The 22,561-nt window shown below is 34.3% G+C and carries 21 protein-coding genes; all 21 read right to left on the reverse strand.

All coding sequences use genetic code 11. The features are described 5' to 3' along the window. Positions 1-4: 4 nt before the first annotated feature. Entirely contained in the window at positions 5-1,264 is a 1,260-nt protein-coding gene (locus tag N4T77_RS07030; RefSeq protein WP_261671050.1) for an NAD(P)/FAD-dependent oxidoreductase, read from the reverse strand. Between the two features lie 88 nt (positions 1,265-1,352). Further along, positions 1,353-2,786: an NAD(P)/FAD-dependent oxidoreductase gene (locus N4T77_RS07035; RefSeq protein ID WP_261671051.1), complete on the reverse strand. Its 1,434-nt coding sequence runs from the start codon at positions 2,784-2,786 to the stop codon at positions 1,353-1,355. A 285-nt stretch (positions 2,787-3,071) separates the two neighbouring features. After that, on the reverse strand, positions 3,072-3,935 hold the full coding sequence (locus N4T77_RS07040) for a formate/nitrite transporter family protein (RefSeq protein ID WP_261671052.1): 864 nt from the start codon (positions 3,933-3,935) through the stop codon (positions 3,072-3,074). 66 nt (positions 3,936-4,001) lie between these two features. Further along, the gene (locus N4T77_RS07045) at positions 4,002-4,988 is read right to left on the reverse strand and encodes a lipoate--protein ligase (protein ID WP_261671054.1); all 987 of its coding nucleotides are present in this window, start codon (positions 4,986-4,988) and stop codon (positions 4,002-4,004) included. Between the two features lie 72 nt (positions 4,989-5,060). Continuing rightward, positions 5,061-5,696, reverse strand: coding sequence for a DUF3786 domain-containing protein (locus tag N4T77_RS07050; RefSeq protein ID WP_261671055.1), 636 nt, complete (start codon positions 5,694-5,696; stop codon positions 5,061-5,063). A gap of 225 nt (positions 5,697-5,921) precedes the next feature. Beyond that, positions 5,922-6,344 carry a zinc transporter gene (locus N4T77_RS07055; protein WP_261671057.1) on the reverse strand — a complete coding sequence of 141 codons (423 nt, stop codon included), beginning with the start codon at positions 6,342-6,344 and terminating at the stop codon, positions 5,922-5,924. A gap of 58 nt (positions 6,345-6,402) precedes the next feature. Continuing rightward, the gene (locus N4T77_RS07060) at positions 6,403-6,597 is read right to left on the reverse strand and encodes a CooT family nickel-binding protein (protein ID WP_261671058.1); all 195 of its coding nucleotides are present in this window, start codon (positions 6,595-6,597) and stop codon (positions 6,403-6,405) included. Positions 6,598-6,687: 90 nt separating this feature from the next. Continuing rightward, on the reverse strand, positions 6,688-8,616 hold the full coding sequence (acsV, locus tag N4T77_RS07065; RefSeq protein WP_261671059.1) for a corrinoid activation/regeneration protein AcsV: 1,929 nt from the start codon (positions 8,614-8,616) through the stop codon (positions 6,688-6,690). A gap of 61 nt (positions 8,617-8,677) precedes the next feature. Next, on the reverse strand, positions 8,678-9,052 hold the full coding sequence (gene gcvH / locus N4T77_RS07070; RefSeq protein WP_261671060.1) for a glycine cleavage system protein GcvH: 375 nt from the start codon (positions 9,050-9,052) through the stop codon (positions 8,678-8,680). Between the two features lie 84 nt (positions 9,053-9,136). Beyond that, the gene (gene acsB, locus N4T77_RS07075) at positions 9,137-11,263 is read right to left on the reverse strand and encodes an acetyl-CoA decarbonylase/synthase complex subunit alpha/beta (RefSeq protein WP_261671061.1); all 2,127 of its coding nucleotides are present in this window, start codon (positions 11,261-11,263) and stop codon (positions 9,137-9,139) included. 49 nt (positions 11,264-11,312) lie between these two features. Continuing rightward, entirely contained in the window at positions 11,313-12,098 is a 786-nt protein-coding gene (gene acsE, locus N4T77_RS07080) for a carbon monoxide dehydrogenase/acetyl-CoA synthase methytransferase subunit (RefSeq protein ID WP_261671062.1), read from the reverse strand. Positions 12,099-12,211: 113 nt separating this feature from the next. Continuing rightward, positions 12,212-13,564 (reverse strand): acetyl-CoA decarbonylase/synthase complex subunit gamma, encoded by a 1,353-nt coding sequence (acsC, locus tag N4T77_RS07085; RefSeq protein WP_261671063.1) that lies wholly within the window; start codon positions 13,562-13,564, stop codon positions 12,212-12,214. Positions 13,565-13,609: 45 nt separating this feature from the next. Further along, positions 13,610-14,554, reverse strand: coding sequence for an acetyl-CoA decarbonylase/synthase complex subunit delta (gene acsD, locus N4T77_RS07090; protein ID WP_261671064.1), 945 nt, complete (start codon positions 14,552-14,554; stop codon positions 13,610-13,612). A gap of 19 nt (positions 14,555-14,573) precedes the next feature. Then, complete coding sequence (locus tag N4T77_RS07095; RefSeq protein WP_261671065.1) at positions 14,574-15,344, reverse strand: AAA family ATPase; 771 nt, start codon at positions 15,342-15,344, stop codon at positions 14,574-14,576. Positions 15,345-15,392: 48 nt separating this feature from the next. Next, entirely contained in the window at positions 15,393-16,772 is a 1,380-nt protein-coding gene (lpdA, locus tag N4T77_RS07100; protein ID WP_261671066.1) for a dihydrolipoyl dehydrogenase, read from the reverse strand. A gap of 16 nt (positions 16,773-16,788) precedes the next feature. Continuing rightward, positions 16,789-17,664, reverse strand: coding sequence for a methylenetetrahydrofolate reductase (locus tag N4T77_RS07105; RefSeq protein ID WP_261671067.1), 876 nt, complete (start codon positions 17,662-17,664; stop codon positions 16,789-16,791). A gap of 25 nt (positions 17,665-17,689) precedes the next feature. Beyond that, positions 17,690-18,340: a methylenetetrahydrofolate reductase C-terminal domain-containing protein gene (locus N4T77_RS07110; protein WP_261671068.1), complete on the reverse strand. Its 651-nt coding sequence runs from the start codon at positions 18,338-18,340 to the stop codon at positions 17,690-17,692. A gap of 25 nt (positions 18,341-18,365) precedes the next feature. After that, positions 18,366-19,220 carry a bifunctional 5,10-methylenetetrahydrofolate dehydrogenase/5,10-methenyltetrahydrofolate cyclohydrolase gene (locus N4T77_RS07115; RefSeq protein WP_261671069.1) on the reverse strand — a complete coding sequence of 285 codons (855 nt, stop codon included), beginning with the start codon at positions 19,218-19,220 and terminating at the stop codon, positions 18,366-18,368. A 96-nt stretch (positions 19,221-19,316) separates the two neighbouring features. After that, positions 19,317-19,949 (reverse strand): cyclodeaminase/cyclohydrolase family protein, encoded by a 633-nt coding sequence (locus N4T77_RS07120; protein ID WP_261671070.1) that lies wholly within the window; start codon positions 19,947-19,949, stop codon positions 19,317-19,319. Between the two features lie 22 nt (positions 19,950-19,971). Next, positions 19,972-21,648, reverse strand: coding sequence for a formate--tetrahydrofolate ligase (locus N4T77_RS07125; RefSeq protein ID WP_261671071.1), 1,677 nt, complete (start codon positions 21,646-21,648; stop codon positions 19,972-19,974). Further along, the gene (locus tag N4T77_RS07130; RefSeq protein WP_261671243.1) at positions 21,649-22,425 is read right to left on the reverse strand and encodes a carbon monoxide dehydrogenase accessory protein CooC; all 777 of its coding nucleotides are present in this window, start codon (positions 22,423-22,425) and stop codon (positions 21,649-21,651) included. Positions 22,426-22,561: the final 136 nt, after the last annotated feature.

Below are 22,561 nucleotides of genomic sequence, written 5' to 3' on the forward strand. Positions count from 1 at the left end.
TCTATTACTCTCCTTCCACCTTAATTGTTATCTTTTCACAGTTAGGATATTTTTCAAACATTGCCTTTGTAAGTTTCACAGTCTCCATTTCACCTGGTGCTAATACTCTCTTCTTTATATGCATTTCTCTAACATCATCAAAATAAACTGATACGAAACTATCTTTAAATACATCTCCAACTCTAAATCTAACTTCTGCTGCTTTTTCAATATTTTTAGGATTAATAGCCTTTGGCACTGTATATCTAGCGCCTTCTGTAGCTATAACTTCTATCTTTTTACCGTCAAATCTCTTACCTTTAGCATACTGAGCTGCGTTTCTTCCAGCATTAGAGCTTTCTACCGAAACATTATCTACTAAATCATGAACATGAAGCACATTTCCACAAGCAAATATACCTTCTATATTTGTTTCTAAACTTTCATCCACTTCTGGTCCACCTGTTATATTAGACAACTTAACTTCTGCAGTTCTTGAAAGTTCATTTTCTGGAAGAAGACCAACGGATAAAAGTAATGTATCACAAGGAATAAACTCTTCACTTCCTTTTATAGGCTTTCTATTTTCATCAACCTTTGCAATAGTTACTCCTTCAACTCTATCCTTGCCTTTTATGTCTGTTACAGTATGACTTAACTTTAGTGGTATATCAAAGTCATCTAAGCATTGAACTATGTTTCTCTTAAGACCACTTGAATAAGGCATAAGCTCAACTACAGCCTTAACCTTTGCTCCTTCAAGTGTCATTCTTCTTGCCATTATAAGGCCTATATCTCCTGATCCAAGTATAACCACTTCCTTGCCAGGCATATATCCCTCAATATTTACAAATTTTTGGGCTGATCCTGCAGTATATATTCCTGCTGATCTGCTTCCTGGTATATTTATTGCTCCTCTTGGTCTTTCTCTACAACCCATAGCTAGAACTACAGCTCTAGCCTTTATTTCAAGTATTCCATCTTCTTCATTAACCGCTGTAATAACCTTATCTTTATTCAAGTCTAATACCATAGTGTTCAGTTTATATGGTATTTTCATATCTTCTACTTTATCTATAAATCTTTGTGCATATTCAGGTCCTGTTAGCTCTTCCTTAAAAGTATGAAGGCCAAATCCGTTATGAATACATTGATTTAATATCCCCCCTAATTGGGTATCTCTTTCTAGTATTAATATGCTGTCTATTCCTTCTTCTTTTGCTGAAATGGCCGCTGCAAGTCCTGCTGGACCTCCGCCGATTATTACTATATCAAATTCTTGCATATCTCTAAACCTCCGACAATTCTAATTCATATTTAACAATTACTTTAAAACCTTATCATAAAAACCTTAGTTTATCTTTAAAGTGAAATTAAATAGTCTCTTTGTCTTTTCCAACTAAAACATTAGAGTTTCCTCCAAATTTAGTTACCTCTGTTGGAGAAACATTAAGCTCTCTTGATAAAATCTCAACTATCTTTGTTGCACAGAAGCCTGCTTGACATCTTCCCATTCCAGCTCTAGTTCTTCTCTTAACACCGTCTAATGTCTTCGCACCTACTGGTCTTCTTATAGCACTGATTATTTCTCCTTCAGTAACTGTTTCACATCTACAAACTATTTTTCCATATCTTGAGTCTTTCTCTATAAGCTTCTTTCTCTCTTCATTGTCTAACTCTCTAAACTTAGGTATTCCCTTTCTTATAGGATTAAATGTCCCATTTTTCTCAGGATTTAGCTTTCCTATAACTATATCTCTAACCATTTCTCCGATAGCTGGAGCACTTGAAAGTCCTGGTGATTCGATACCTGCTGCATTAATAAAGTTTTCTGCATCTTTTAGCTCTTCTATTATAAAGTCATCCACTACACTGTGAGCTCTTAGCCCTGAAAAGGAAGTGATTACTTGTCTCATTGGTATCTGATTTATACTAAGTGAAGCCTTACTTAATATTTCATCAATTCCCTCATTAGTTGTAGTTAAATCATTTTTATCTTCTATTTCTGTAGCATTAGGTCCTATTAGTAAGTTACCATCTACTGTAGGTGTAACTAATACACCTTTTCCCATCTTACCTGGCAGCTGGAATATAGTTTTTGAAACTGTATCTCCTGCAGCCTTATCGAATAAACAGTACTCACCCTTTCTAGGAACTATACTGATTTTATTTTCACTTACCATATTGTTTATTTCATCTGCAAATACTCCTGCAGCATTTATTACTAACTTAGTCTTTATGTCGCCCTTATTTGTTTTTAATATATAACTATCTTCTTTTATTACATCTGTTACTTCCGTTTCAAATAAAAATTCAACTCCATTAGTATAAGCATTTTCAGCTAGGGCTATAGTCATCTCATAAGGGCATACTATAGCACCAGTTGGCGCATATAAAGCTGCTGCTACTTTATCACTAATGTTAGGTTCTAATTCTCTTACTCTAGTTCCATCTAAAACCTGAAGATTGGGAACTCCATTTTTCTCTCCTTGTTCCTTTAATTCATAAAGCTTATTTATATCATTTTCATCAAAACATAAAACTAGTGAACCGATTCTCTTAAAGGGAAAATCTAATTCCTCTGATAACTTATCAAACATTGCATTACCTAACGCATTTAATTTACCTTTTAAAGTACCACTCTTAGCATCAAAACCAGCGTGAACTATGGCACTATTAGCCTTTGTAGTTCCGTTAGAAACATCTGAATCTTTATCTACCACACAAGTTTTTAAATTATATTTTGATAGTTCTCTAGCTATTGAACATCCTATAACTCCTGCTCCAATAATTGTTACATCAAACATATTTATATACCTCCTTAAATATAAACAAAAAAGAGCTCAAATCCAAGATACAGTTGTGCCTGTATCTTAAAATTTGGCTCTCTAAAACTCTGCCTTAGTATTTAATTTAATTAACTTTATGCTCTAAGTTTAACACATATTATTTTATCCTTCAAGGATGAAAACCTTTAAAATTAGATTTTTTTCATATGTTTATACTGTCTGTACTTATCATATTTCTCGTATACTCTGAATTTCTAAGGAATTGTCCAAAAAACTATCTAAAATATAAATCCAAAACCTAATCTAATTAACGTTTGCTTGTGTTAAATTACTCTTACTTTTCTCACTTAAAGCAGGGGCATACTTATATGCTATATAATAAGTAAAACCTACTAAAATTATACCTCCCACCATATTGCCAAGAGTTACAGGTATTAAATTGTGAATAATTCCAGATCCATTTACCATCTTATCTGGAGTTAAACCAGAGGCTTGGGCAAAGACTGGATTGGATTTAGCGAAAAGACCTACCATTAGAAAATACATATTAGCAACACAGTGTTCAAAGCCGCAGGTTACAAAAGCCATTATAGGAAACCATGCTATAGCTATTTTTCCTACAACATCTTTAGCCGCTGCCGCTCCCCAGACAGCAAGGCAAACAAGTAAATTACATAATATTGCACTTGCGAATGCTGTAGCAAATGGTAAACCTGCCTTTGTTGAGGCAACCTTTATTACAGTTCCTCCTAGTTTTCCTGAGCTCATAGTAAGCATCCCTGATTCGAAAACTAAGAATGCTAAAAGTACTGAACCTATAAAGTTTCCAATGTATACTACTACCCAGTTTCTTATTAAATCTTTAAAGCTTATTTTTTTGTCCATAAGGGGTACAACCATAAGGCAATTTCCTGTGAACAGTTCTGCTCCACATATTATTACTAATATAAGTCCTACAGGAAATATAGCCCCTCCTACAAACTTTGCCAATCCTACGTTAGTTACACTATGCGAAGCAACAGCTGAAGCTGCTCCCCCTAGTGCTATAAAGATACCTGCCATAATGCCAAGAACAGTCTGTTGTAATACCGTTAACTTGGCTTTACCGCAACCTCCACCTATGGATGCATCACATAATTCTGTCGGTTTTAACATTCCACTTTCCATATAAGCTTCCCCTTTACTATTAAATTTATAAAAAATTATTATAGTTATAATAACTTTTTATCTAAATTAATTAAAAAAGCAACTTAGGACCTCTTCAAGTGTGATGTTTCCGAAGTATTTTACTAAATCAAAGCTCTTTATTAAATTTTCAATAACATTTTCTTCATATTGAAGCCCACAAATATTTTTTTCTACCTCATCGATACCATATAACGCTAGGAAATCTCCGTAAATTTTACAATCTGTAATTATTCCGCCCTTTACATTAAGTAAAACTTCTATATTTCCGTTTGTGAACCACTTAGAGCTCTTAAAGTTAAACTTAGGAGATTTTCCATATATCCACTCCCATGTATTATATTTGTTATCTTTAAGCTCATTGATGGCCTTTAGGTCATCTTCTGTAATAATATATTCTTGAAGATCATTTTCTTCAAATAAATTTTTTAAAAGTATATCTTTAAATTCACCTATTTCTATACTTTTATCTAAATAATCACTTATATTTGTAACTCTACTTCTTACTGATTTAATGCCTTTTGATTTAATTTTATCTGCTTTTACATTTAATGCCTTACTAACAACATCTAAATCAGAATTAAACAATAAGGTTCCGTGGTGCAATATCCTCCCTTTATGTAAACTTTGAGCATTTCCTGAAAACTTTTTTCCATCAATAGTTAAATCATTTCTTCCGCTTAGTTCTGCTTTAATACCTATCTTATCTAAAGCATTAATTACAGGTATTGTGTATTTTTTATAATCAATTTTATCATTTTTATCATATCCAGTGATAAAAGAAAAATTAAGGTTCCCCAAATCATGATATACGGCTCCGCCGCCAGTTATTCTTCTTACTACGTTTATATTATTTTCTTTTACAAAATCAGAATTGACCTCTTCAATAGTATTCTGATGTCTTCCAATTACTATTGTCTTATCGTTTTGCCATAATATAATAAAATCATCATCCATTCCCACGGTTTTGAATATATGTTCCTCTAATGCTAAATTAAAATATGGGTTCAGTGAATTATTCAATATATATTTCATATTAATTCCTCCAGGTTATATAATTAAGCATTTTTCCTAATATTTCGACAATAATTCTTATAGTTAGTCTGACTATTTAGAGTAAGCCAAAGTAGTAATTGTTCCAATTGAAACATCTCCAACTACCGCTAGGTCTTCCGCAGTAAAGTAAAAAGGTGCATTTCCATCAAATAAGATTTGAGAAGCTGGTGGAAACTCTTCGTCACCTTCCCACAACGCGAAGGTTACATATATATTATTAAGAAATTCAAATTTGTACGCAGCATCCCCCATATTAACCTTTTCTGCTTGAAGCTTTTCAAATACATTTTTAAATTTATCTATACTATTTCCAAAAGTCTTAGCTAATCTTAAAAGACATCTTCCATTAAAATTTCTAAAATACATATTACCACCATCAACATCTCTATAGGTAATATCCCTATTTAATGGAGCAACCCCTTTTGCATTCATTAAATATCTTAATACTAAAGTTTTAGGTGGATATTTATTTATCTCAGAGCCATCTGCCTTTAAAACTCGTCCACTAGGATATTTTACAATTATGTCCTCACCCATCAACCTTACAACAAATTCACCTTTTTCCTTATCATAATGACATCCAGTATTCTTAGACATCAACTCCGGATCAAAGTCTTTAAATATACTACTATGATAATCATAAGGTATCTTATCTTTTCTCTTCTCTTCAATAGCTACTCTATCCATGAACTTCATCCTTTCTGCTTTGCCTTTCTAATTTTCAAATACTTATAAAAACACTCAAAACATTTTATACTAGCTTAAAAGTTAGCTTTGAGAAGGTGTCTATAGTGAATTCCGAAGATACATTTAACTGTATTTTTAGAACCCTTAGAGTTCTTAAGTGCAGTTAACAGTACTGAGGAATTTATTATAGATACCTTGGCTCTTGCTAACTTATAACCTCATATACTACATATGTTTTTGAGCTTCTAAAAGCATTTCATCTGCTTTTTTCATTAAATCTATTGCCTTTTGTATAAAATCAGCTGTATCAGCCTTTCCCATTACTCTTGATTTTTCAACCCATTCACTAAACCCTTCTTCATGGGATTTGTTATGTTCAACCCAATGATTTAATAAAAGTCTTAAAGTTCTTTCCTCTTTACTAATGTTGTCCATCTCTTTATCTGAACAATGACAGTGTCCATGTGATCCATCATGATTGTGCTCATGACTATGACTGTGATTATGTGGATGAACATGATTGTGATCGTGCTCATGACTGTGCTCATGACCATCATGCATATGATTATGCTCATGATGATGTTGGTGTTCATGATCGTGTGTATGTCCATGTTCATGACTATGTTCATGTAAATTTTCGTTACTCATCCTAAATCCCCATCCTTAATACTTTATTTTTATCTTAGTGAAATATATGAACTAAAGTTTACTTAATATTTTCTATTACTATTTTGTGCTCTAGTAGTCTGATTTCCTTTAACATTCCTTCAATAATCTTTTCCTCACCTAAAATATCTGTTAAAGCTAATCTTCCATTATCCTTTGGTACTACATCCACTACATATTCCATTAACTTACGCTCTCCCTCTGGTGTTATTAAGTATGCTGTTGATTCACACATTATTATTGCCTCCCCTTTTCTATAAATTAGTACATAGTAAACCTTTACTCAACTTAATTGTACAATTTTTCACACAATTTTACAATTAGCTTATCCTAAAATTTCCTTAACTGTAGGGAACTTTTCTATATCTGTGTGTGGCAAGAAACAGGCTGACACAAACTCATCCATATATGCTGGCTCTACACTTAACTCTACATAGGTCATCTGATTTCCAACATCCTCTAACTTATGTCTTGCATCCTCACTCATCAAAGTTAAATAACATCCCATAAGTGAACTGTTTCCAATGTATGATATCTTTTCTCTCTCTATATCTGGAAGCATTCCAATTTTTATTGAGTTTTCAATATCTAAACTGTTTCCTATACCTCCAGCTATATAAATTTTATCTATCATAGTAAAATCCATTCCAAGACTATTTAGTAAAGTAGTAAGTCCTGAGTAAATAGCCCCTTTAGCTCTAATAAAGTTATCTATATCAACTTCCGTTATGGTAATATCTTTTTCTAATCCATAATGTTCTTTAAATACAAGAACATATTCTCCAATTCCATGCTCATCAAATCTAACTCTTGATGTGTTTAGACCTTTTACTAACTTTCCTCTTCTGTCAATTATTCCTGCAAGCATCAATTCACATATTAAGTCAATAATACCTGAACCGCATATTCCTAATGGTTTCTCATTACCTATTACACTAATTGCAGGCTCATAATTCTCTTTGTTAATTCTTATTCCTTCTACAGCTCCTCCTGCGGCCCTCATTCCACAGCTTATCTCTCCGCCCTCAAAGGCTGGCCCTGCTGAGCATGCACAGGTCATTAAAAATTCTCTATTTCCAAATACAATTTCTCCGTTAGTTCCTAAATCAATAAATAATATATTTTCAGTGCTGTTCCATAACCCAGAAGACAATACTCCTGCAGTAATATCTCCACCCACATAACTTGCTACTGAAGGTACTAAGTATATGAAGGTTTCCGAATTAATATTTATCCCTAACTCTGATGCCTTTATAAATGGTGCCTTTACAAAAGCAGGTATATAAGGTTCCATTCTTAAGTAATCTGGGTATATTCCTAGAAAAAGATGGGACATTGTTGTATTACCAGCTGCAATAAAAGATACAACGTCATCTCTGCCTATACCAGAATCTCTATACATTTTATCTAACAATGGGTTTATAGTTTCCTTTATAATTGCATTATTAAGATCCTCTAGCCCATTTCTCTTAGTTGAGTACATTATTCTATTTATAACATCAGCACCATACTTTATCTGGGCATTTCCAGAAGATGCTTTTGCAACTAGCTTTCCTTCCTGCAGATTTACTAAGCAAGCTGCTACAGATGTTGTACCAATATCTAAAGCTATACCATATAATTTATTAGTAGAATCTCCTACTTCCATTCTGATTATTGTTGTTTTTCCTTCGCCTCTTGGTATATGAGTAATTGTTACTTTAAAATTAGCTTCTCTTAATATTGGAGGTATCTTTCTAAGCAAAGGCAGTCTACAAAATACTTGATTATATCCCAGGTTAGTTCTGAGATGCCTTTTTATCCTTTCAAAGTCAGATATATTATCATCTAAAGTTGGTGGATCTAATTCAATATAATCTTTTCTTACATAGGTCTTAAATTCCATTCCATTTTCTAAGGCTTGGCTTTTAGCTTTTTCAAATATTAACTGTTCTCTTTCCCCTGATAAATCCTCTATTTTCATACCATGCATAGCAGATCCTGCATTAGATGGTATTTCCACAATAATATCTTCTGTTACCTTAGAACAGCAAGCTAAAACATACCCTTCATTACACTCATCATCTTTTATATGTCTACTTTTTTCAGTATGTACCTTTCCATCAACTATTTTTACCTTACACTTTCCACAAACACTGTTCCCATTACAAGGTGCATCTATAAATATTTCTGCTTTTCTTGCTGCTTCTAATAAGTTTTCTCCTTCAGCAACTTCTAGTTCTATATTTTGTGGAACAAACTTAACTTTTAACATATCTTATAAATACCTCCTTAAAAAAAACTTTCTCGGTTAAAATACCGAGAAGTTTTTTTTTCTACTTTAAGCCTTCCTCGTATTTAGAAGCACTTAATAAGTTATCAAGTTCACCTTTATCACTAACTTTTATTTTTACTATCCATGCATCGTAAGCATCTTCATTAATATACTCTGGCTCATCATCTAGTTTCTCATTTACTTCTAATACTTGACCAGAAATCGGCGCAAATAAATCTGAAGCTTTCTTTGAAGACTCAACAACTCCAAAAGGTTTACCTTGTGTAACTTCATCTTCAATTTCTGGCATTTCAACAAATAATATGTCTCCAAGTTGGTCTTGAGCAAAGTCAGTTATTCCTATATAAGCTACATCTCCATCGATTTTAGCCCAAGTATGTTCAACATGATAATATAATTCCTTTGGTAAATTCATTATAAACACCCCTTAATTATTAGTTGAGAGTTGATAGTGAACCATTATAGTCCACTATCAACTTGATTAAGTTTCTTAGTTTGATTACATTATTGGATCTAAGCCTAATGCAGGATGTCCTTTTTCTTCTAGGAATGCCATTACAGCTTCTGAATCTACTGCTATAGTTTCATCACAGATCATATCTGCAAAGTTTTCTACTCCATATAATTCCTTAGCAGTAGCATTTAATTTCTCTGCTACGAAATCTTTTAATTCTTTTGGCATCCATACTATTCTTTCAATTCCGCCTTCTGCCTTCATGAATTTCTTTGATGGAATAAATGCTCTTCCGTGACCCATGAATCCTGGAGTTTGTACTCCACCACCAGTCATAGATGCAAGTTCACCAAATGTCATTCCAAGTGGAGTTGTAGCAGCATGTTCTCTGTTTACTATAACAACACCATTTGCTTCTGGCATAATACCTGTAATACATTCGAAACATCCACAAGAAGTCATAGGACTATTTAAAATACTATATAATGTAACTTCTGTTACAGCACCTTGTGAACCATTTGCTACCGCTTCGTTTACCTTTGTCCAAATACCAGCTCTTTCATCAAGCAAACCTTCTTTTGGAACCTCTTGACATGGACCTACTGGGTTTAATTGAAGTGTAGCTTTAGCATCTAACCATGAAACTGCTCCGCAAAGACCAAGTCTTTCTGGAGTAACTATACATATATGAGCTGGAGCAAATGATTGACAAAGATTACATGTATAGAATGTATCAACATTTTCATCTATTAATGAGCTAAGTCTTTCATCTCTTTCAGCAAATCTAGGCATAGCATATTGATCTTTAAATTGTACAGCTTTTTCTGGATCAGTTATTAATGTAACTTCACATTTATCTACAACTTCACCAAACTCATCTAACATTTTAGCATATACAACTTCACCAAAATGTTTTAATCTGAAGCCTTTTTCAAATGCTTCTTTACCAACTCTTATCCAAGTCATATTTCTTTGTCCTACGTGCATTACGCCTTCAATGTAGTTTAAGAAATAGTGAAGTCTTCTCTCTAGAACTGGCTCGAAGTCTTTTTGCATTTTAGCACCAGCTACTTTTATCATCATTCCAAGAGGTAATAATCCTGGAGCACTTGTTATAGAATCTATGTCTGGTCCTATAATTTCTATTTTATGGTCTTCAACTTCTCCAAGCTCAGCACTCATAACTAATTCCCAAGCTTCTGATTTATTACCACCAAATTCTGCAAACATGTCATTCTTTCTAATTCTTTCGCCTTCGAATGCTGCTGCAAATGCAACTGGTATTGGAATCTCAGTAATCTTTATCTTAATGTTTCTAGCCTCTAAAGAAGTTTTAACTACTTTATCATAATCCTTTTGAGTTAATAACAATGTAGGAACTTCTGTTACAGTTTGGTCAGTTACTACAGGGAATCCAAGTGCTATTGCACCTGCACCTGCTGAAACTACAAGCTCACTTAATGGTCCAAAAGCATTTACGAATGCTGGAACTCTATCAGAACAGTACTGAAGAACTTCAGCTAAGTTTCCTGGTTTAACTCCACCGAATATTAATGCTGCTCTTATTGCAACAGTTACAACGTGAATAACTGATGTAACATCATATCCTAAAGGAATAACTCTTAATTCAAGACCCATTTTAACATTGCCTTCTACAGCTTGGTCTATTACCTTACCAACTAGAAATGTCATTATACCCTTTGATTGATAATCTTTTATTATTTTTGCTGCTGTTTCAGCATCTGGACATTCTCCAAGCACAACTGCTACACCTGGAATATCTCCTGTAACTAGTGGAACTCCTAGTGAACGGATTATTGGGTCTGATACGAAACCAACACATGGTTCTGAATATGGAGCATCTGAAAGAACGTATTTAGCAGCCTCAACTATTTCAGCTGCAACAGCAGTAGCTAAACCTGAGTTTAATGCTTTATCTAACATTTCCTCTTCAACTATTAAGCTTCTAACTATGTCTAAAGCACTTTCTAATTCTCCTACATTAGTGATTTTCTTTCCTGTAGCAGCATAAATAACTGGTAATGAATATGCTGTATCAGGGAACGCAACTTTATGGTCTCTACCTTTTTCTTCTACTGCTTTACTTACAAGACCTTCTGCAGCTGCTAATGCCTGCTTGGAACCAGTGAATATAGTTTGAAATAAATTCATTTTTTAGCCCCTCCCAAATTTTAAATTATTGAAATTTATAGTTAAAGTATTATAAGTCTAAGTAAGAATCAGCGTATAGAACAGCTCCATTTACTACGTCACAAGTTTTAATTGTTTCCATTAATCTCTTGTCACATGGGTTCATTATCGCTGAAGTAAGTCCTGCTTGCATAGCCATTGCACAGAATGTAGCATCCATGATTGGTCTTATTTCCTTTGGAGCTCCATTTGATATGTTACTTAATCCACAAGTAGTTCTAAGTCCCATTTCGCTTATCATTCTAACAGCTTCTAAAACTTCTTTTTGTTTATCCTGCATTCCCTTTATTACTAAGAATAATGGGTCGAATAATAAATCTGTAGGATCCATTCCAAGTCCCATAGCTCTTTCTAACATTTCTGTACAGTAAGCTATTCTTTCGTCATTGTCTTTAGTTATACCTTCCTTTGCACATAGTGCAATACACATTGCATCATATTCTGCAGCTAAATCTATATTCTCGATTCTTTCACCAGCATCTGCAGAGTTTACAATTGGTTTTCCTTTTTCTCTGTTATAAACCTTAAGTCCTGCTTCTATAGCCTTTCTATTTGTTGTATCTAGTGCAAGTGGAACATTGTCAAACTCTTTTTGAAGTAATTGAACTCCCCATTGCATTACTTCTTCTCCGTCTTTTTCTGCTGGTCCTATATTAAAATCTATATAATGAGCACCTGCATCTAACTGTTCTTTTGCTCTTTTTATAATTTGTTCTGGATTTCTTTCTGCTATAGCCTTTCTAATAGCTGGTGATATACAGTGAATTCTTTCGCCTATGATTAAAAATTTATCCATGGTCAAATACCCTCCCATTTTAACTTTAAATTTTAAAGATAGCCTTAATACATTTTTATTTTTTATTTGAGAATCGAGAAATCTCGATTCTCAAACTTAATTTATCTTAATAATTACTTTGCTGTTAATTCTTTTAAGAACTTAGGAAGGAACATAGCTTCTGCTGGTCCAACTATTATTTCCCATCCTGGTAAGTTTTCCTCTAAGTCACCTTTAAGAACTGCAACTTTTCCTGGAAGTAAAAGTTTTCTGCTCTTAACTTTTTCTTCTATTCCGTTTTCTTTTATGAACTTAGCTATGCTGCTAGCTGTAAATTTACCAGCTGCCCAAGAAGTAAGAACAGAATATCCACCTGCGTCTGGAATTGCCATCCATACAGGCACTTTAGATCTTTCAACTTCACCAGATACTACGAAGTAAGTTAAAGCAAAGTCAACTGTACATAATACTGGAGAATTTTCATCTGGGTTATTTATTCCATAAAGATTTGGTTCTATTCTCATTGGTTTTTGAGGATCAGTGAAGATATTTTGTCTAAGACCATATAATGGTAGCGCTCTAGAATAATCCATATCACTTAAAACTATTATTGAGCCATACTTCATAGTGAATAGTGTAGATAAAGCTACTTCCATAAACTTGTCGCCTTTTGAAAGCTCATCTACGAATAAGATTGAAGGATATCCAAAAGTTCTATCCTGTCCTTGAAGATTCATTCTTCTGATTTGAACTGTATTTTCAAATGCTTCTTTTACTGAACTTGATCCTGGATCAAGTACTAAATTCTTGTATCCTAATTTTTGTATTTCCTCTACTAATCCATATAAAGCTTCTAAATCATCAGCTTTTACTCCTAAAGTAATGTTGTCAGCCTTAACAAGCTCAACCATTTCCTTGAAGTTTTCTTTGTTAGCACCATACATCATAGGATTTTCAGCTTTTACTAATTCAAGAGCTTCCTTTGCAACAGCAACGTCTTCGCAAATTAGTATGTAAGCTACCTTTAATCCGCTTGCTTTCACTTTATTAACTAAAGCAACATACTTATCTTTATTGCCAGCATATTTTAATGCAGCAAATTCAACCTTCATTTCTTCTCCGATTCTTACATAGTTAACATCTTTCATGTGTTGAATCTTTGAGTCTATTTCAGCATCATCCATGCTATCTGATAATAATACTGCAAATCTATTTCTATTTACATAAGTCTTTTCATGACGGAATAAAACAGTTTCTCCACCAAATTTATATTCATTTTCGTCTTTACCGATAGTTATAGTTTTCATTAATGGTGCTGTAGCTTCTGACAACTTCTCTATAGCTTCTGCACTCATGTGTGTACATTTTCCTATTTCTGCTCCACCTGCAGCAACCTTCATTGAGAATGCTAAACATGTTGGAAAACCACAATCTTTACAATTCTTTTTTGGTGTTAATTTAAATATATCTAATCCTGTTAAAGCCATTTTGAATCCTCCCTTACCTAATCCCAGTATAAATTTATATTTTTATTAACCTATTAACTCATTTACGAATGTTCTAATTGTCTCTACTGATTTTGGATGACGTAAGATTACAGCGTTAGATCCTGATGCTAAAACTCCTGTAGCAGTTGCTATTTCCATAGCAATTCCTCTATCCTCTTGACATCCCCATTGTGGTGAATCTGATTCTAACTCAACTGTTTCCTTTACCTTCCAAGTATCAAAAGAAACTGGTGTTATTATTGGCACTTGAAGAGTTTTGTCATTTTGTCCAAGAGCAGCTAGTCTTACTCTATCTAGAGTTGAGATAACATATTCATAACCATAGCCTGCTGCTGCAGAACCTATGTTATCAACTATCTTTTCATTAGGAACACCTAACTGATTAACTAATATATTTATTTGTTTTGCAAGGTTTATATCAACAGAAGACTCTGCTGCAACTTTATGGTTATAAGCCATTGTACCAGCAGCTGCTATTGTCTTATAGTTATCTTCTACTGCAGCTAGTAAAAGAACATTATGTCCATCTAATTCTTGAGCAACTTTTTCGAAAAGCTTAGCATCCTTATCATGGTTACCTGTTCCTGCTATTACTAGAGGAGTTTTTATAGCTTCTGCTACAGCCTTAGCAGCTTTAGCACTTTCTTCAACAGGCTTATTTAATCCGTTTGGATCTGCACTATCTAATTTTAAGCAAATGAAGTCTGGAGAATATTTTTCTTCAACAAACTTTGCCCATGCAACAGGATCTTTGCTTACATCACTGTAAAGAGCTTTTAATGATTCTATCCACTCTTCTGGATATACGTCTGATATTTCTAAACCAACCTTTGGAGCATTTCCTACATTTCCATCAAAGCTATGGAATGCAAGTGTGCTTTCTCCACCTAACTTTATAGCTTTTTCTCCAGTTCCGATTTCAACTTCACAAATCTTACCTGAGAACTTCTGTACTGTTTTTTTGAACATAACTTAATGCCTCCTTAAACTACTTTTTAAATTCAATTTTTGATAAAATATCATTTAATGCTTTTTTAGACATGGAATCCTCTGGCATTTCAACAAGAGGCTTTCCGCTAGTATCATATTCATACACCATAGGGTCCATTGGTACAACACCTAATAAATTTAAACCTTGCTTTTCTATTTCTTCCATTGTTCCTTCATTTAACTTACCTTCTGGTGCTCTATTAACTATAAGAAAAATTTGTCCTACTTTTAGTTTTAACTCATCAACTAATCTTCTTATTCTTCCAACAGCTTGGATTCCTCTTCTAGAACAGTCACTTATTAAAAATAAAGTGTCTATATCTTCAACTACTTTTCTACTTAAATGCTCCATACCTGCCTCATTATCAATAATCAGGTAATTATAATTTCCTGAAAGAGAATCTATTTGGGACTTTAGTACCCCATTTACATAACAATAACAGCCTGTTCCTTGGGACCTTCCCATAACTATCATGTCATAGCCGTTTCCTTCTGTTACGGCAGTATTCAACCTATACTTTAGGTAATCAGCCTTTAACATTCCTCCTGGGAAGTTTTGATCAAGTGATCTTTGACTTACATCTTCTCTTATCTCTCCTATAGTGGCTTCTATCTCTTCACCTAATACTTCATTTAAATTGGCATTGGCATCTGCATCAACTGCTAAGATAGGTCCATTACCTTTTTTAACTAAGTAATCAATTAAAAGACCTGTTAAAGTAGTTTTTCCAGTGCCGCCTTTACCTGCTACAGCTATTTTATATCCCATAGTACAACCTCCCTTTATCGCTATGCATAGGGCTAAAGCCCTATGCTGTTAGTCTACTGAGTGAACACATTGTTTATGAACATCATGAAGTGCTTCCATAATTCCTTCACATAAAGTTGGATGTGGATGAATTACTTCTCCTACTTGTTCTGCTGTTAAGCCGAGTTCACAAGCTACTGTTAATTCTCCAAGCATGTCTGCTGCTCTTTCTCCGATTATAGCTGCACCAATAATTACATCTTTTTCATCTGTAATTACTTTTACAAATCCTTGTATTTTACCCATAGCTTGAGCTTTTCCAAGTCCTCTAAAATCGAATTTTCCTACCTTGTAATTAATTCCAGCATCTTTTGCTTGTTTTTCTTTCATACCAACAGAAGCAACTTCTGGTTCTGTAAATACACATCCTGGTATAGCTTTATAGCTAACTTTCTTATTTTTGCCTAGAACAGCATTTTCTACAGCTACGATACCTTGTCTTGAAGCTACATGAGCTAAATCAGGACTTATAGTTAAATCGCCTATTGCATAAACGCCTTCTACATTAGTTTCTAAACACTCGTTAACTATTACTTTACCTCTATCCATTTGCATTCCTAGTTCTTCTAATCCAAGACCTTCTGTATATGCTCTTCTGCCAATAGCTACAAGCATCTTTTCTGCTTCTACTTTCTTACCACTAGCTAAAGTTGCAACGACCTTGTCCTCTCCAACTTCTACAGTTGAGATACCATCACCTACAAAGAACTTTATCTTTTCTTGTTTAAAGCTTCTTTGTAGTATTTTTGCTGTATCTTCGTCTTCAAGAGGTAATAATTGTGGTAACATTTCTACTATTTTAACCTCAGTTCCGAGTCTATGTAGGAACTGTCCTATTTCACAGCCTATTACACCGCCACCAACAACAATTACTGATTTTGGTTGTTCCTTTAGATTTAAAATTTCATCAGAAGTCATTACATTCTTTCCGTCATAAGGAAGGAATCTTGGAACTACTGGCACAGAACCTGTAGCAAGAATTATCTTGTCTGCTGGTATACTTTCCTTTGTTCCATCTTCCTTTGTAACTTCAACTTCCTTATTACTTACTAATCTTCCAAGTCCTCTTACAAGTTTTACTCCTCTGCTTTCAAATAGGTATTCAATTCCTTTTACAAGCTGAGTAACAACTTTTTCTTTTCTTTCTACTATAGTTGCAAAATCAGCACTTATATCCCCTTCTATAGTAATGCCGAATTTTTTAGCTTCTCTAACATGATTTAATACGTCTGAACAAGCAAGTAAAGCTTTTGTAGGTATACATCCTACATTTAAGCAAGTTCCCCCAACTTTACCCTTTTCAACTACAGTAACTTCAGCACCTAACATTGCAGCTTTTAATGCAGCTACATATCCACCTGGACCCCCACCAACAACAACTATCTTCATTTAAATCGCCCCTTTTTTATAATCCTGCTTCGTCTAATATAAATGGCACATTCTCTTCCGCCCCGATTGCCATTATATGAATACCATCACAAAGCCCTTCAGCTTTTGCTTGTTTTATAAATTCACCGGATATTTTAATACCCTCTTTTACCTTATCCTCAGCATTTTTCATTCTTTCGATTAATTCATCTGGAACAAATATGCCTGGAACATTTTTATTCATATATTTAGCCATTCCAGCTGATTTTAGAGGTATAATACCTAGCATTAGTTTTGCGTCTAAATGCTTAGTCTTCTCTCTAAAATTTCTTAAAGTATCTATGTCAAATACAGCTTGTGTTTGGAAGAACCTAGCACCAGCCTTTATTTTCTTTTCCATTTTTAGTATTTGTACCTCTAAAGGTTCATATCTTGGTGTTACACAGGCTCCTAGATAGAAATCTGGCTTTCCATTTAACTCATTACCAGACATATCCTTTCCACTGGATAAAGTGCTAGCTACCTGAAGTATGCTTACACTGTCTAAATCATAAACTGGCTTAGCACCTGGATGATCTCCTGTCATAGTATAGTCTCCAGTAAGAGCTAAAACGTTTTCTATCTCAAAAACCCCAGCAGATAATAACTCCCCCTGTATAGCTATTCTATTTCTATCTCTTCCTGTCACCTGAAGCACAGGCTCAAGTCCTGCATCTTTTAAAACCTTACATGTTGCTAAGGAGGTAGCTTTTAATGTAGCAGATTGGAAATCTGTAACGTTAACCCCATGAACTCTTCCTTTTACCGCTTTAGCACATTCTATTAGATGGGAAAGATTTGTACCTTTTGGAGGAGCCATTTCTGTTGTAACAGCAAAATCTCCTCTTTCAAAAGCTTCTTTCAATAGACTCATTTTTCATAATCCCCCTTAGTTATAATTACTTATCTTTTAAATCTATTTTTCTTGGATGTGCACTAATTTGATAATCTCTTGGCTCTCTTATCTCTACTAGATTTTCAAGCTTATCTTGTTCCTTTAACTTATTGTATATTGCTATCCATGCACAATCGTTTTCCGGATCAACTTCACACTTTCCATCTCTTGCTCCACCACAAGCTCCATTTAAAAGACCCTTTGCACACATTGTTACTGGACATATTCCCCCAGTCCAGCCAAGCTGACAGCTTCCACAAGCTCTGCAAGCTTCTGCATACTGGCCAACTCTCTCTACTTCGCCTATAAACAATGTGTTATTAGCAGGGTAAACTGAATTTTTTACAAGCTTTGCAACAGTCTGAGTTCCATCCCCGCAAGCTAAAGATAAAACTGCATCAGCTTCTTTTAACTCATCCTTTAAAGCTTTTAAGTCTTTTCTAGTTTTAAGCAAATTACAAGAAGGATCTAATATTTTATATCCTAAAACTGTTTTTCCGTTCTCTTCTAGCTTAGCTTTCATAGCTAAAACTTCCTCTTCTCCACCTACTTTACATGTGGATGCACATAAGGAACAACCTGTTAAAACAACTTTTTGACTATCTTTTAAATAGTCAATTACTTCTTCAAAAGGCTTTTTTTCTGAAATAATCATTTTTATTCCCCCAATTTATAAATGCTTATAGGTTATTTTGCTGCTTACATGCTTTTACAACATGTTTAGCAAGTATTGAAGTAGTAACCGCTCCTACTCCACCTGGAACTGGTGTTATCACTGAAGCCTTATTTACACAGTCATCAGTATCAGCATCTCCACAAAGATTTCCTTGTTCATCAACATTTATACCAACATCTATAACTGCTGCTCCTTCTTTTACATAAGCTGAATCTATCATCTTTGCCTTACCTATCCCCACTATTAAGACATCAGCTTCTGAGCATACTGCTGGCATATTTTCAGTTCTTGAATGACATATAGTAACTGTAGCATGTTCGTTTAAAAGCAACATTGATACTGGTTTTCCTACTACCATTGATCTTCCTATAACTACAGCCTTTTTGCCCTTCATAGGAACATTGTAATGCTTAAGAATTTCAATAACAGCTGATGGAGTGCATGGTGCAAAGCCAGTCTGGTCGTTCTCCATAACCTTAGCTACATTTACAGGGCTGAAACAATCAACATCTTTTTCAGGTGCAATTACATATTTAATAACGCTTTCGCTTAGTTGTTTTGGGAAAGGTCTAAAAACTAGTATTCCGTGAGTAGATTTATCATCATTTACCTTTTTTAATTCTTCTATGAACTTATCTTGAGATATGTCTTCTGGAAGCTCTTTAACTTCTGTCGCTATTCCTATAGACTGACATCTTTTTAAAGCTCCTCTTTCATAAGCAAGGTCACTTCCGTTGGCTCCAACTCTAACTATTGTTAGCTTTGGCACAATACCCTTTACCTTTAATTCTTCAACTTCTTTAGTTAATGCTGCACTTATTGCATCTGCAACTGGTTTCCCTTTAATTAACTGACCCATACTTATAATCTCCTTCACACTAAAATTCTCAAGTAATTATATGTGTAAGCACTCTTCAGAGAAAAAAGCTTTTCTCTGAAGCCGTGCCACAATGCACTACTTAGAAAGTGCTTTTACTACCTTTTCATAAACTTCATCACAAAGTTTAACTCCCTCTTCTATTAGAGGTTCTGTTTCTTTTTTTACTTTTTCAACATAATCTACATCTTTAATAGAATTTATGTTGATTATTACATTTAATTGAGCACCGATTATAGCAGCTCTTAAACACTGCACTCCTACCCCTACGTCACTTATAGCTAACATTGAGCAGTTGTCAACTAATCCTTCATGAAGTTTAATTGACTCATAAGCTAATTTAACTATAGATACAGGAACCTCACAGGCATCTTTTAAGCATTTCTCTAAAGTTTCTTCCTTTAGTTTTTTCTGCTCATCTGTATCTTTAGGCATTCCATAAGCCTTTGATAAAGGTAAGAAGCATTCTGCATCTGCATCTATCATTTTGAGAAGTTCTTGTTGTAACTCTCCAGCTCTATTTAATATGCCTTGTAACTTTTCTTCGTACTCAACGAATTTTTTCTTTCCTATTGTCAAATTACAAACCATGCTTCCAAGTGCCATTCCTATCGCACCTGTTAATGCTGCAGCCCCGCCACCACCAGGTACTGCTGCTTTTGAAGCAAGAACTTCTATAAATTCTGTACAAGTTTTATCCGCTAGCTTCATTATTCGTTCCCCCTAAAATTCTTTAGAATAATCCGCTTATTACTCCACTTTCATCAACATCGATTCTTTCAGCTGCTGGAACCTTAGGAAGTCCTGGCATCTTCATTATTGAACCAGTTAAAGCAACAACAAAGCCTGCTCCTGCTGAAATTGTTACCTGTCTTACAGTAATGTTAAATCCTGTTGGTCTTCCAAGCTTAGTTTGGTCATCAGTTAAGGAATATTGAGTTTTTGCCATACATATTGGAGTCTTTCCATATCCATTTTTCTCTAACTCATCAATTTCCTTGTTAGCTTGGTCTGTGAATATAACATCATCAGCTCCATATATTTTTTGAGATATAGCTCTTATTTTCTCTCTTATTGGAAGTTCTGTGTCGTAAGAGAATTGGAACTCATTTTCTCCACTTTCTATTAATCTTACAACTTCTTTAGCAACTTCAATTCCGCCTTCTCCGCCTTTTGCCCAAACTTCTGATAACTTAACATTTACGCCAAGTGCCTTACACTTGTCTTCAACAAGCTTTAACTCAGCTGCTGTATCAGTTGGGAATGCATTTATTGCAACTACTGCTGGTAATTTAAATACCTTAGTTATATTTTCAACATGCTTTAATAAGTTTGGAAGTCCTTTTTCTAAAGCTTCTAAGTTTTCATTATTTAACTCAGCTTTTGGAACTCCTCCGTTATATTTTAATGCTCTAACTGTAGCAACTATTACTACTGCATCTGGTTTTAATCCAGCCATTCTACATTTAATATCTAAGAATTTTTCTGCTCCTAGGTCAGCTCCGAAACCAGCTTCTGTAACTACATAATCAGCAAAATGAGTAGCCATCTTTGTAGCCATTATTGAGTTACATCCGTGAGCAATGTTCGCAAATGGTCCACCATGAACAAATGCTGGTGTTCCTTCAAGTGTTTGAACAAGGTTTGGCTTTAATGCATCTTTAAGTAATGCAGCCATTGCACCTTGAGCATTAATTTGACCAGCTGTTACTGGTTCTCCTTTTCTTGTATATCCTACAACTATTCTAGCTAATCTTTCTTTTAAGTCATTTATATCATTTGATAAACAGAATATAGCCATTATTTCTGAAGCAACAGTTATATCAAAACCATCTTCTCTAGGCATTCCATTAGCTTTTCCACCCATACCATCTACTACGAATCTTAATTGTCTGTCGTTCATGTCAACACATCTTCTCCAAACAATTCTTCTTGGGTCTATATCTAATGCATTTCCTTGATAAATATGATTGTCAACCATTGCTGCTAATAAGTTATTAGCTGCTCCTATAGCATGGAAGTCTCCTGTAAAGTGTAGGTTTATATCTTCCATTGGAACAACTTGAGCGTATCCGCCACCTGCAGCTCCACCCTTAACACCAAATACTGGTCCGAGTGATGGCTCTCTTAATGCAACTATTGTATTTTTACCTATTTTTGATAAAGCATCTGCTACACCAATTGAAGTAGTAGTTTTTCCTTCACCAGCTGGTGTTGGATTTATTGCTGTACAAAGAATAAGTCTTGCATTTTTTGAAGGAGTTTTCTTTAAAAGATTATAATCTACTTTAGCCTTATACTTTCCATAAAGTTCAATATCATCTTCAGTAAAACCTAATTTTGAAGCTATTTCCCTTATGTCTTGTAGTTTACACTCCTGTGCTATTTCGATATCGGATTTAAATCCCATTTAAAATACCCCCATCTCTAATTTTTCTTTTATTTTTCTTACCTCCTCAACAGTATCCTTATTAGAATCGTAAGGAGATTGATTAACTCTATCAGAACTTCCTACAGCGTCCTTATAATGTATGAATCCAAGACAAGCTCCCTCGTCTACATTCTGGAGTATATATTTTTCATCTTCTTCATTTTTAACTTTATTAGCTACTACAAAAATTTTATCTATACCTATATCCTTAGCAAGCCTTCTTACATGCTTGTAAGTTTGAATACTTCTTATTCCAGGTTCTACAACAACGATAAATACATCTACACCTTGGGCAGTTCCCCTTCCTAAATGCTCTATACCAGCCTCCATATCCATTATAACAATATCTTTATTTTGAAGAATTAGATGTGAAGTAAGCTTTTTAAGAAGAACATTTTCTGGGCATATGCAGCCTGTCCCACCAGTGTCTACTGTTCCCATAGTTAAAAGTCTTACACCATTATGTTCTTTACAGTATCTTTCTGGTATATCATCAACCTTTGGATTTATCTTAAACATTTTACCAAAGGCTCCTGGAGTTGAGCCTGTTCTTTCTGCAACTAACTTTTTCATCTCTGATATTGGAACAATTTCATCCATTAGTTCCTCTGGGAAACCTAAAGCCAAGGCTAAGTTAGGATCTGGGTCAGCATCTACTGCCAAAACCTTATATCCTTCTTCTGCATATATCCTACTTAATATGGCTGAGAATGTAGTTTTACCTACACCACCTTTTCCCGTTATCGCCACTTTCATTTTCATGTGTAGACCCTCCTTATTTGCTACAATAATTGCCTTATATAATTCACTGCAATTCACTTATTATATTAATAGTTCATTCAGAATAAGAATAGACTTTTTCTATTCTCATTCTGAAATAAGTATAAACCTC

The sequence above is a fragment of the Clostridium sp. CX1 genome (assembly GCF_025398335.1).
GTDB classification, from domain to species: domain Bacteria; phylum Bacillota; class Clostridia; order Clostridiales; family Clostridiaceae; genus Clostridium_AM; species Clostridium_AM tanneri.

Bases quoted from the DNA above. Each gene is read 5' to 3' on its own strand.
- N4T77_RS07030 (WP_261671050.1), bottom strand. From the start codon at position 1,264: ATGCAAGAATTTGATATAGTAATAATCGGCGGAGGTCCAGCAGGACTT.
- N4T77_RS07035 (WP_261671051.1), bottom strand. From the start codon at position 2,786: ATGTTTGATGTAACAATTATTGGAGCAGGAGTTATAGGATGTTCAATA.
- N4T77_RS07040 (WP_261671052.1), bottom strand. From the start codon at position 3,935: ATGGAAAGTGGAATGTTAAAACCGACAGAATTATGTGATGCATCCATA.
- N4T77_RS07045 (WP_261671054.1), bottom strand. From the start codon at position 4,988: ATGAAATATATATTGAATAATTCACTGAACCCATATTTTAATTTAGCA.
- N4T77_RS07050 (WP_261671055.1), bottom strand. From the start codon at position 5,696: ATGGATAGAGTAGCTATTGAAGAGAAGAGAAAAGATAAGATACCTTAT.
- N4T77_RS07055 (WP_261671057.1), bottom strand. From the start codon at position 6,344: ATGAGTAACGAAAATTTACATGAACATAGTCATGAACATGGACATACA.
- N4T77_RS07060 (WP_261671058.1), bottom strand. From the start codon at position 6,597: ATGTGTGAATCAACAGCATACTTAATAACACCAGAGGGAGAGCGTAAG.
- acsV (WP_261671059.1), bottom strand. From the start codon at position 8,616: ATGTTAAAAGTTAAGTTTGTTCCACAAAATATAGAACTAGAAGTTGCT.
- gcvH (WP_261671060.1), bottom strand. From the start codon at position 9,052: ATGAATTTACCAAAGGAATTATATTATCATGTTGAACATACTTGGGCT.
- acsB (WP_261671061.1), bottom strand. From the start codon at position 11,263: ATGAATTTATTTCAAACTATATTCACTGGTTCCAAGCAGGCATTAGCA.
- acsE (WP_261671062.1), bottom strand. From the start codon at position 12,098: ATGGATAAATTTTTAATCATAGGCGAAAGAATTCACTGTATATCACCA.
- acsC (WP_261671063.1), bottom strand. From the start codon at position 13,564: ATGGCTTTAACAGGATTAGATATATTTAAATTAACACCAAAAAAGAAT.
- acsD (WP_261671064.1), bottom strand. From the start codon at position 14,554: ATGTTCAAAAAAACAGTACAGAAGTTCTCAGGTAAGATTTGTGAAGTT.
- N4T77_RS07095 (WP_261671065.1), bottom strand. From the start codon at position 15,344: ATGGGATATAAAATAGCTGTAGCAGGTAAAGGCGGCACTGGAAAAACT.
- lpdA (WP_261671066.1), bottom strand. From the start codon at position 16,772: ATGAAGATAGTTGTTGTTGGTGGGGGTCCAGGTGGATATGTAGCTGCA.
- N4T77_RS07105 (WP_261671067.1), bottom strand. From the start codon at position 17,664: ATGAGTCTATTGAAAGAAGCTTTTGAAAGAGGAGATTTTGCTGTTACA.
- N4T77_RS07110 (WP_261671068.1), bottom strand. From the start codon at position 18,340: ATGATTATTTCAGAAAAAAAGCCTTTTGAAGAAGTAATTGACTATTTA.
- N4T77_RS07115 (WP_261671069.1), bottom strand. From the start codon at position 19,220: ATGGGTCAGTTAATTAAAGGGAAACCAGTTGCAGATGCAATAAGTGCA.
- N4T77_RS07120 (WP_261671070.1), bottom strand. From the start codon at position 19,949: ATGAAGCTAGCGGATAAAACTTGTACAGAATTTATAGAAGTTCTTGCT.
- N4T77_RS07125 (WP_261671071.1), bottom strand. From the start codon at position 21,648: ATGGGATTTAAATCCGATATCGAAATAGCACAGGAGTGTAAACTACAA.
- N4T77_RS07130 (WP_261671243.1), bottom strand. From the start codon at position 22,425: ATGAAAGTGGCGATAACGGGAAAAGGTGGTGTAGGTAAAACTACATTC.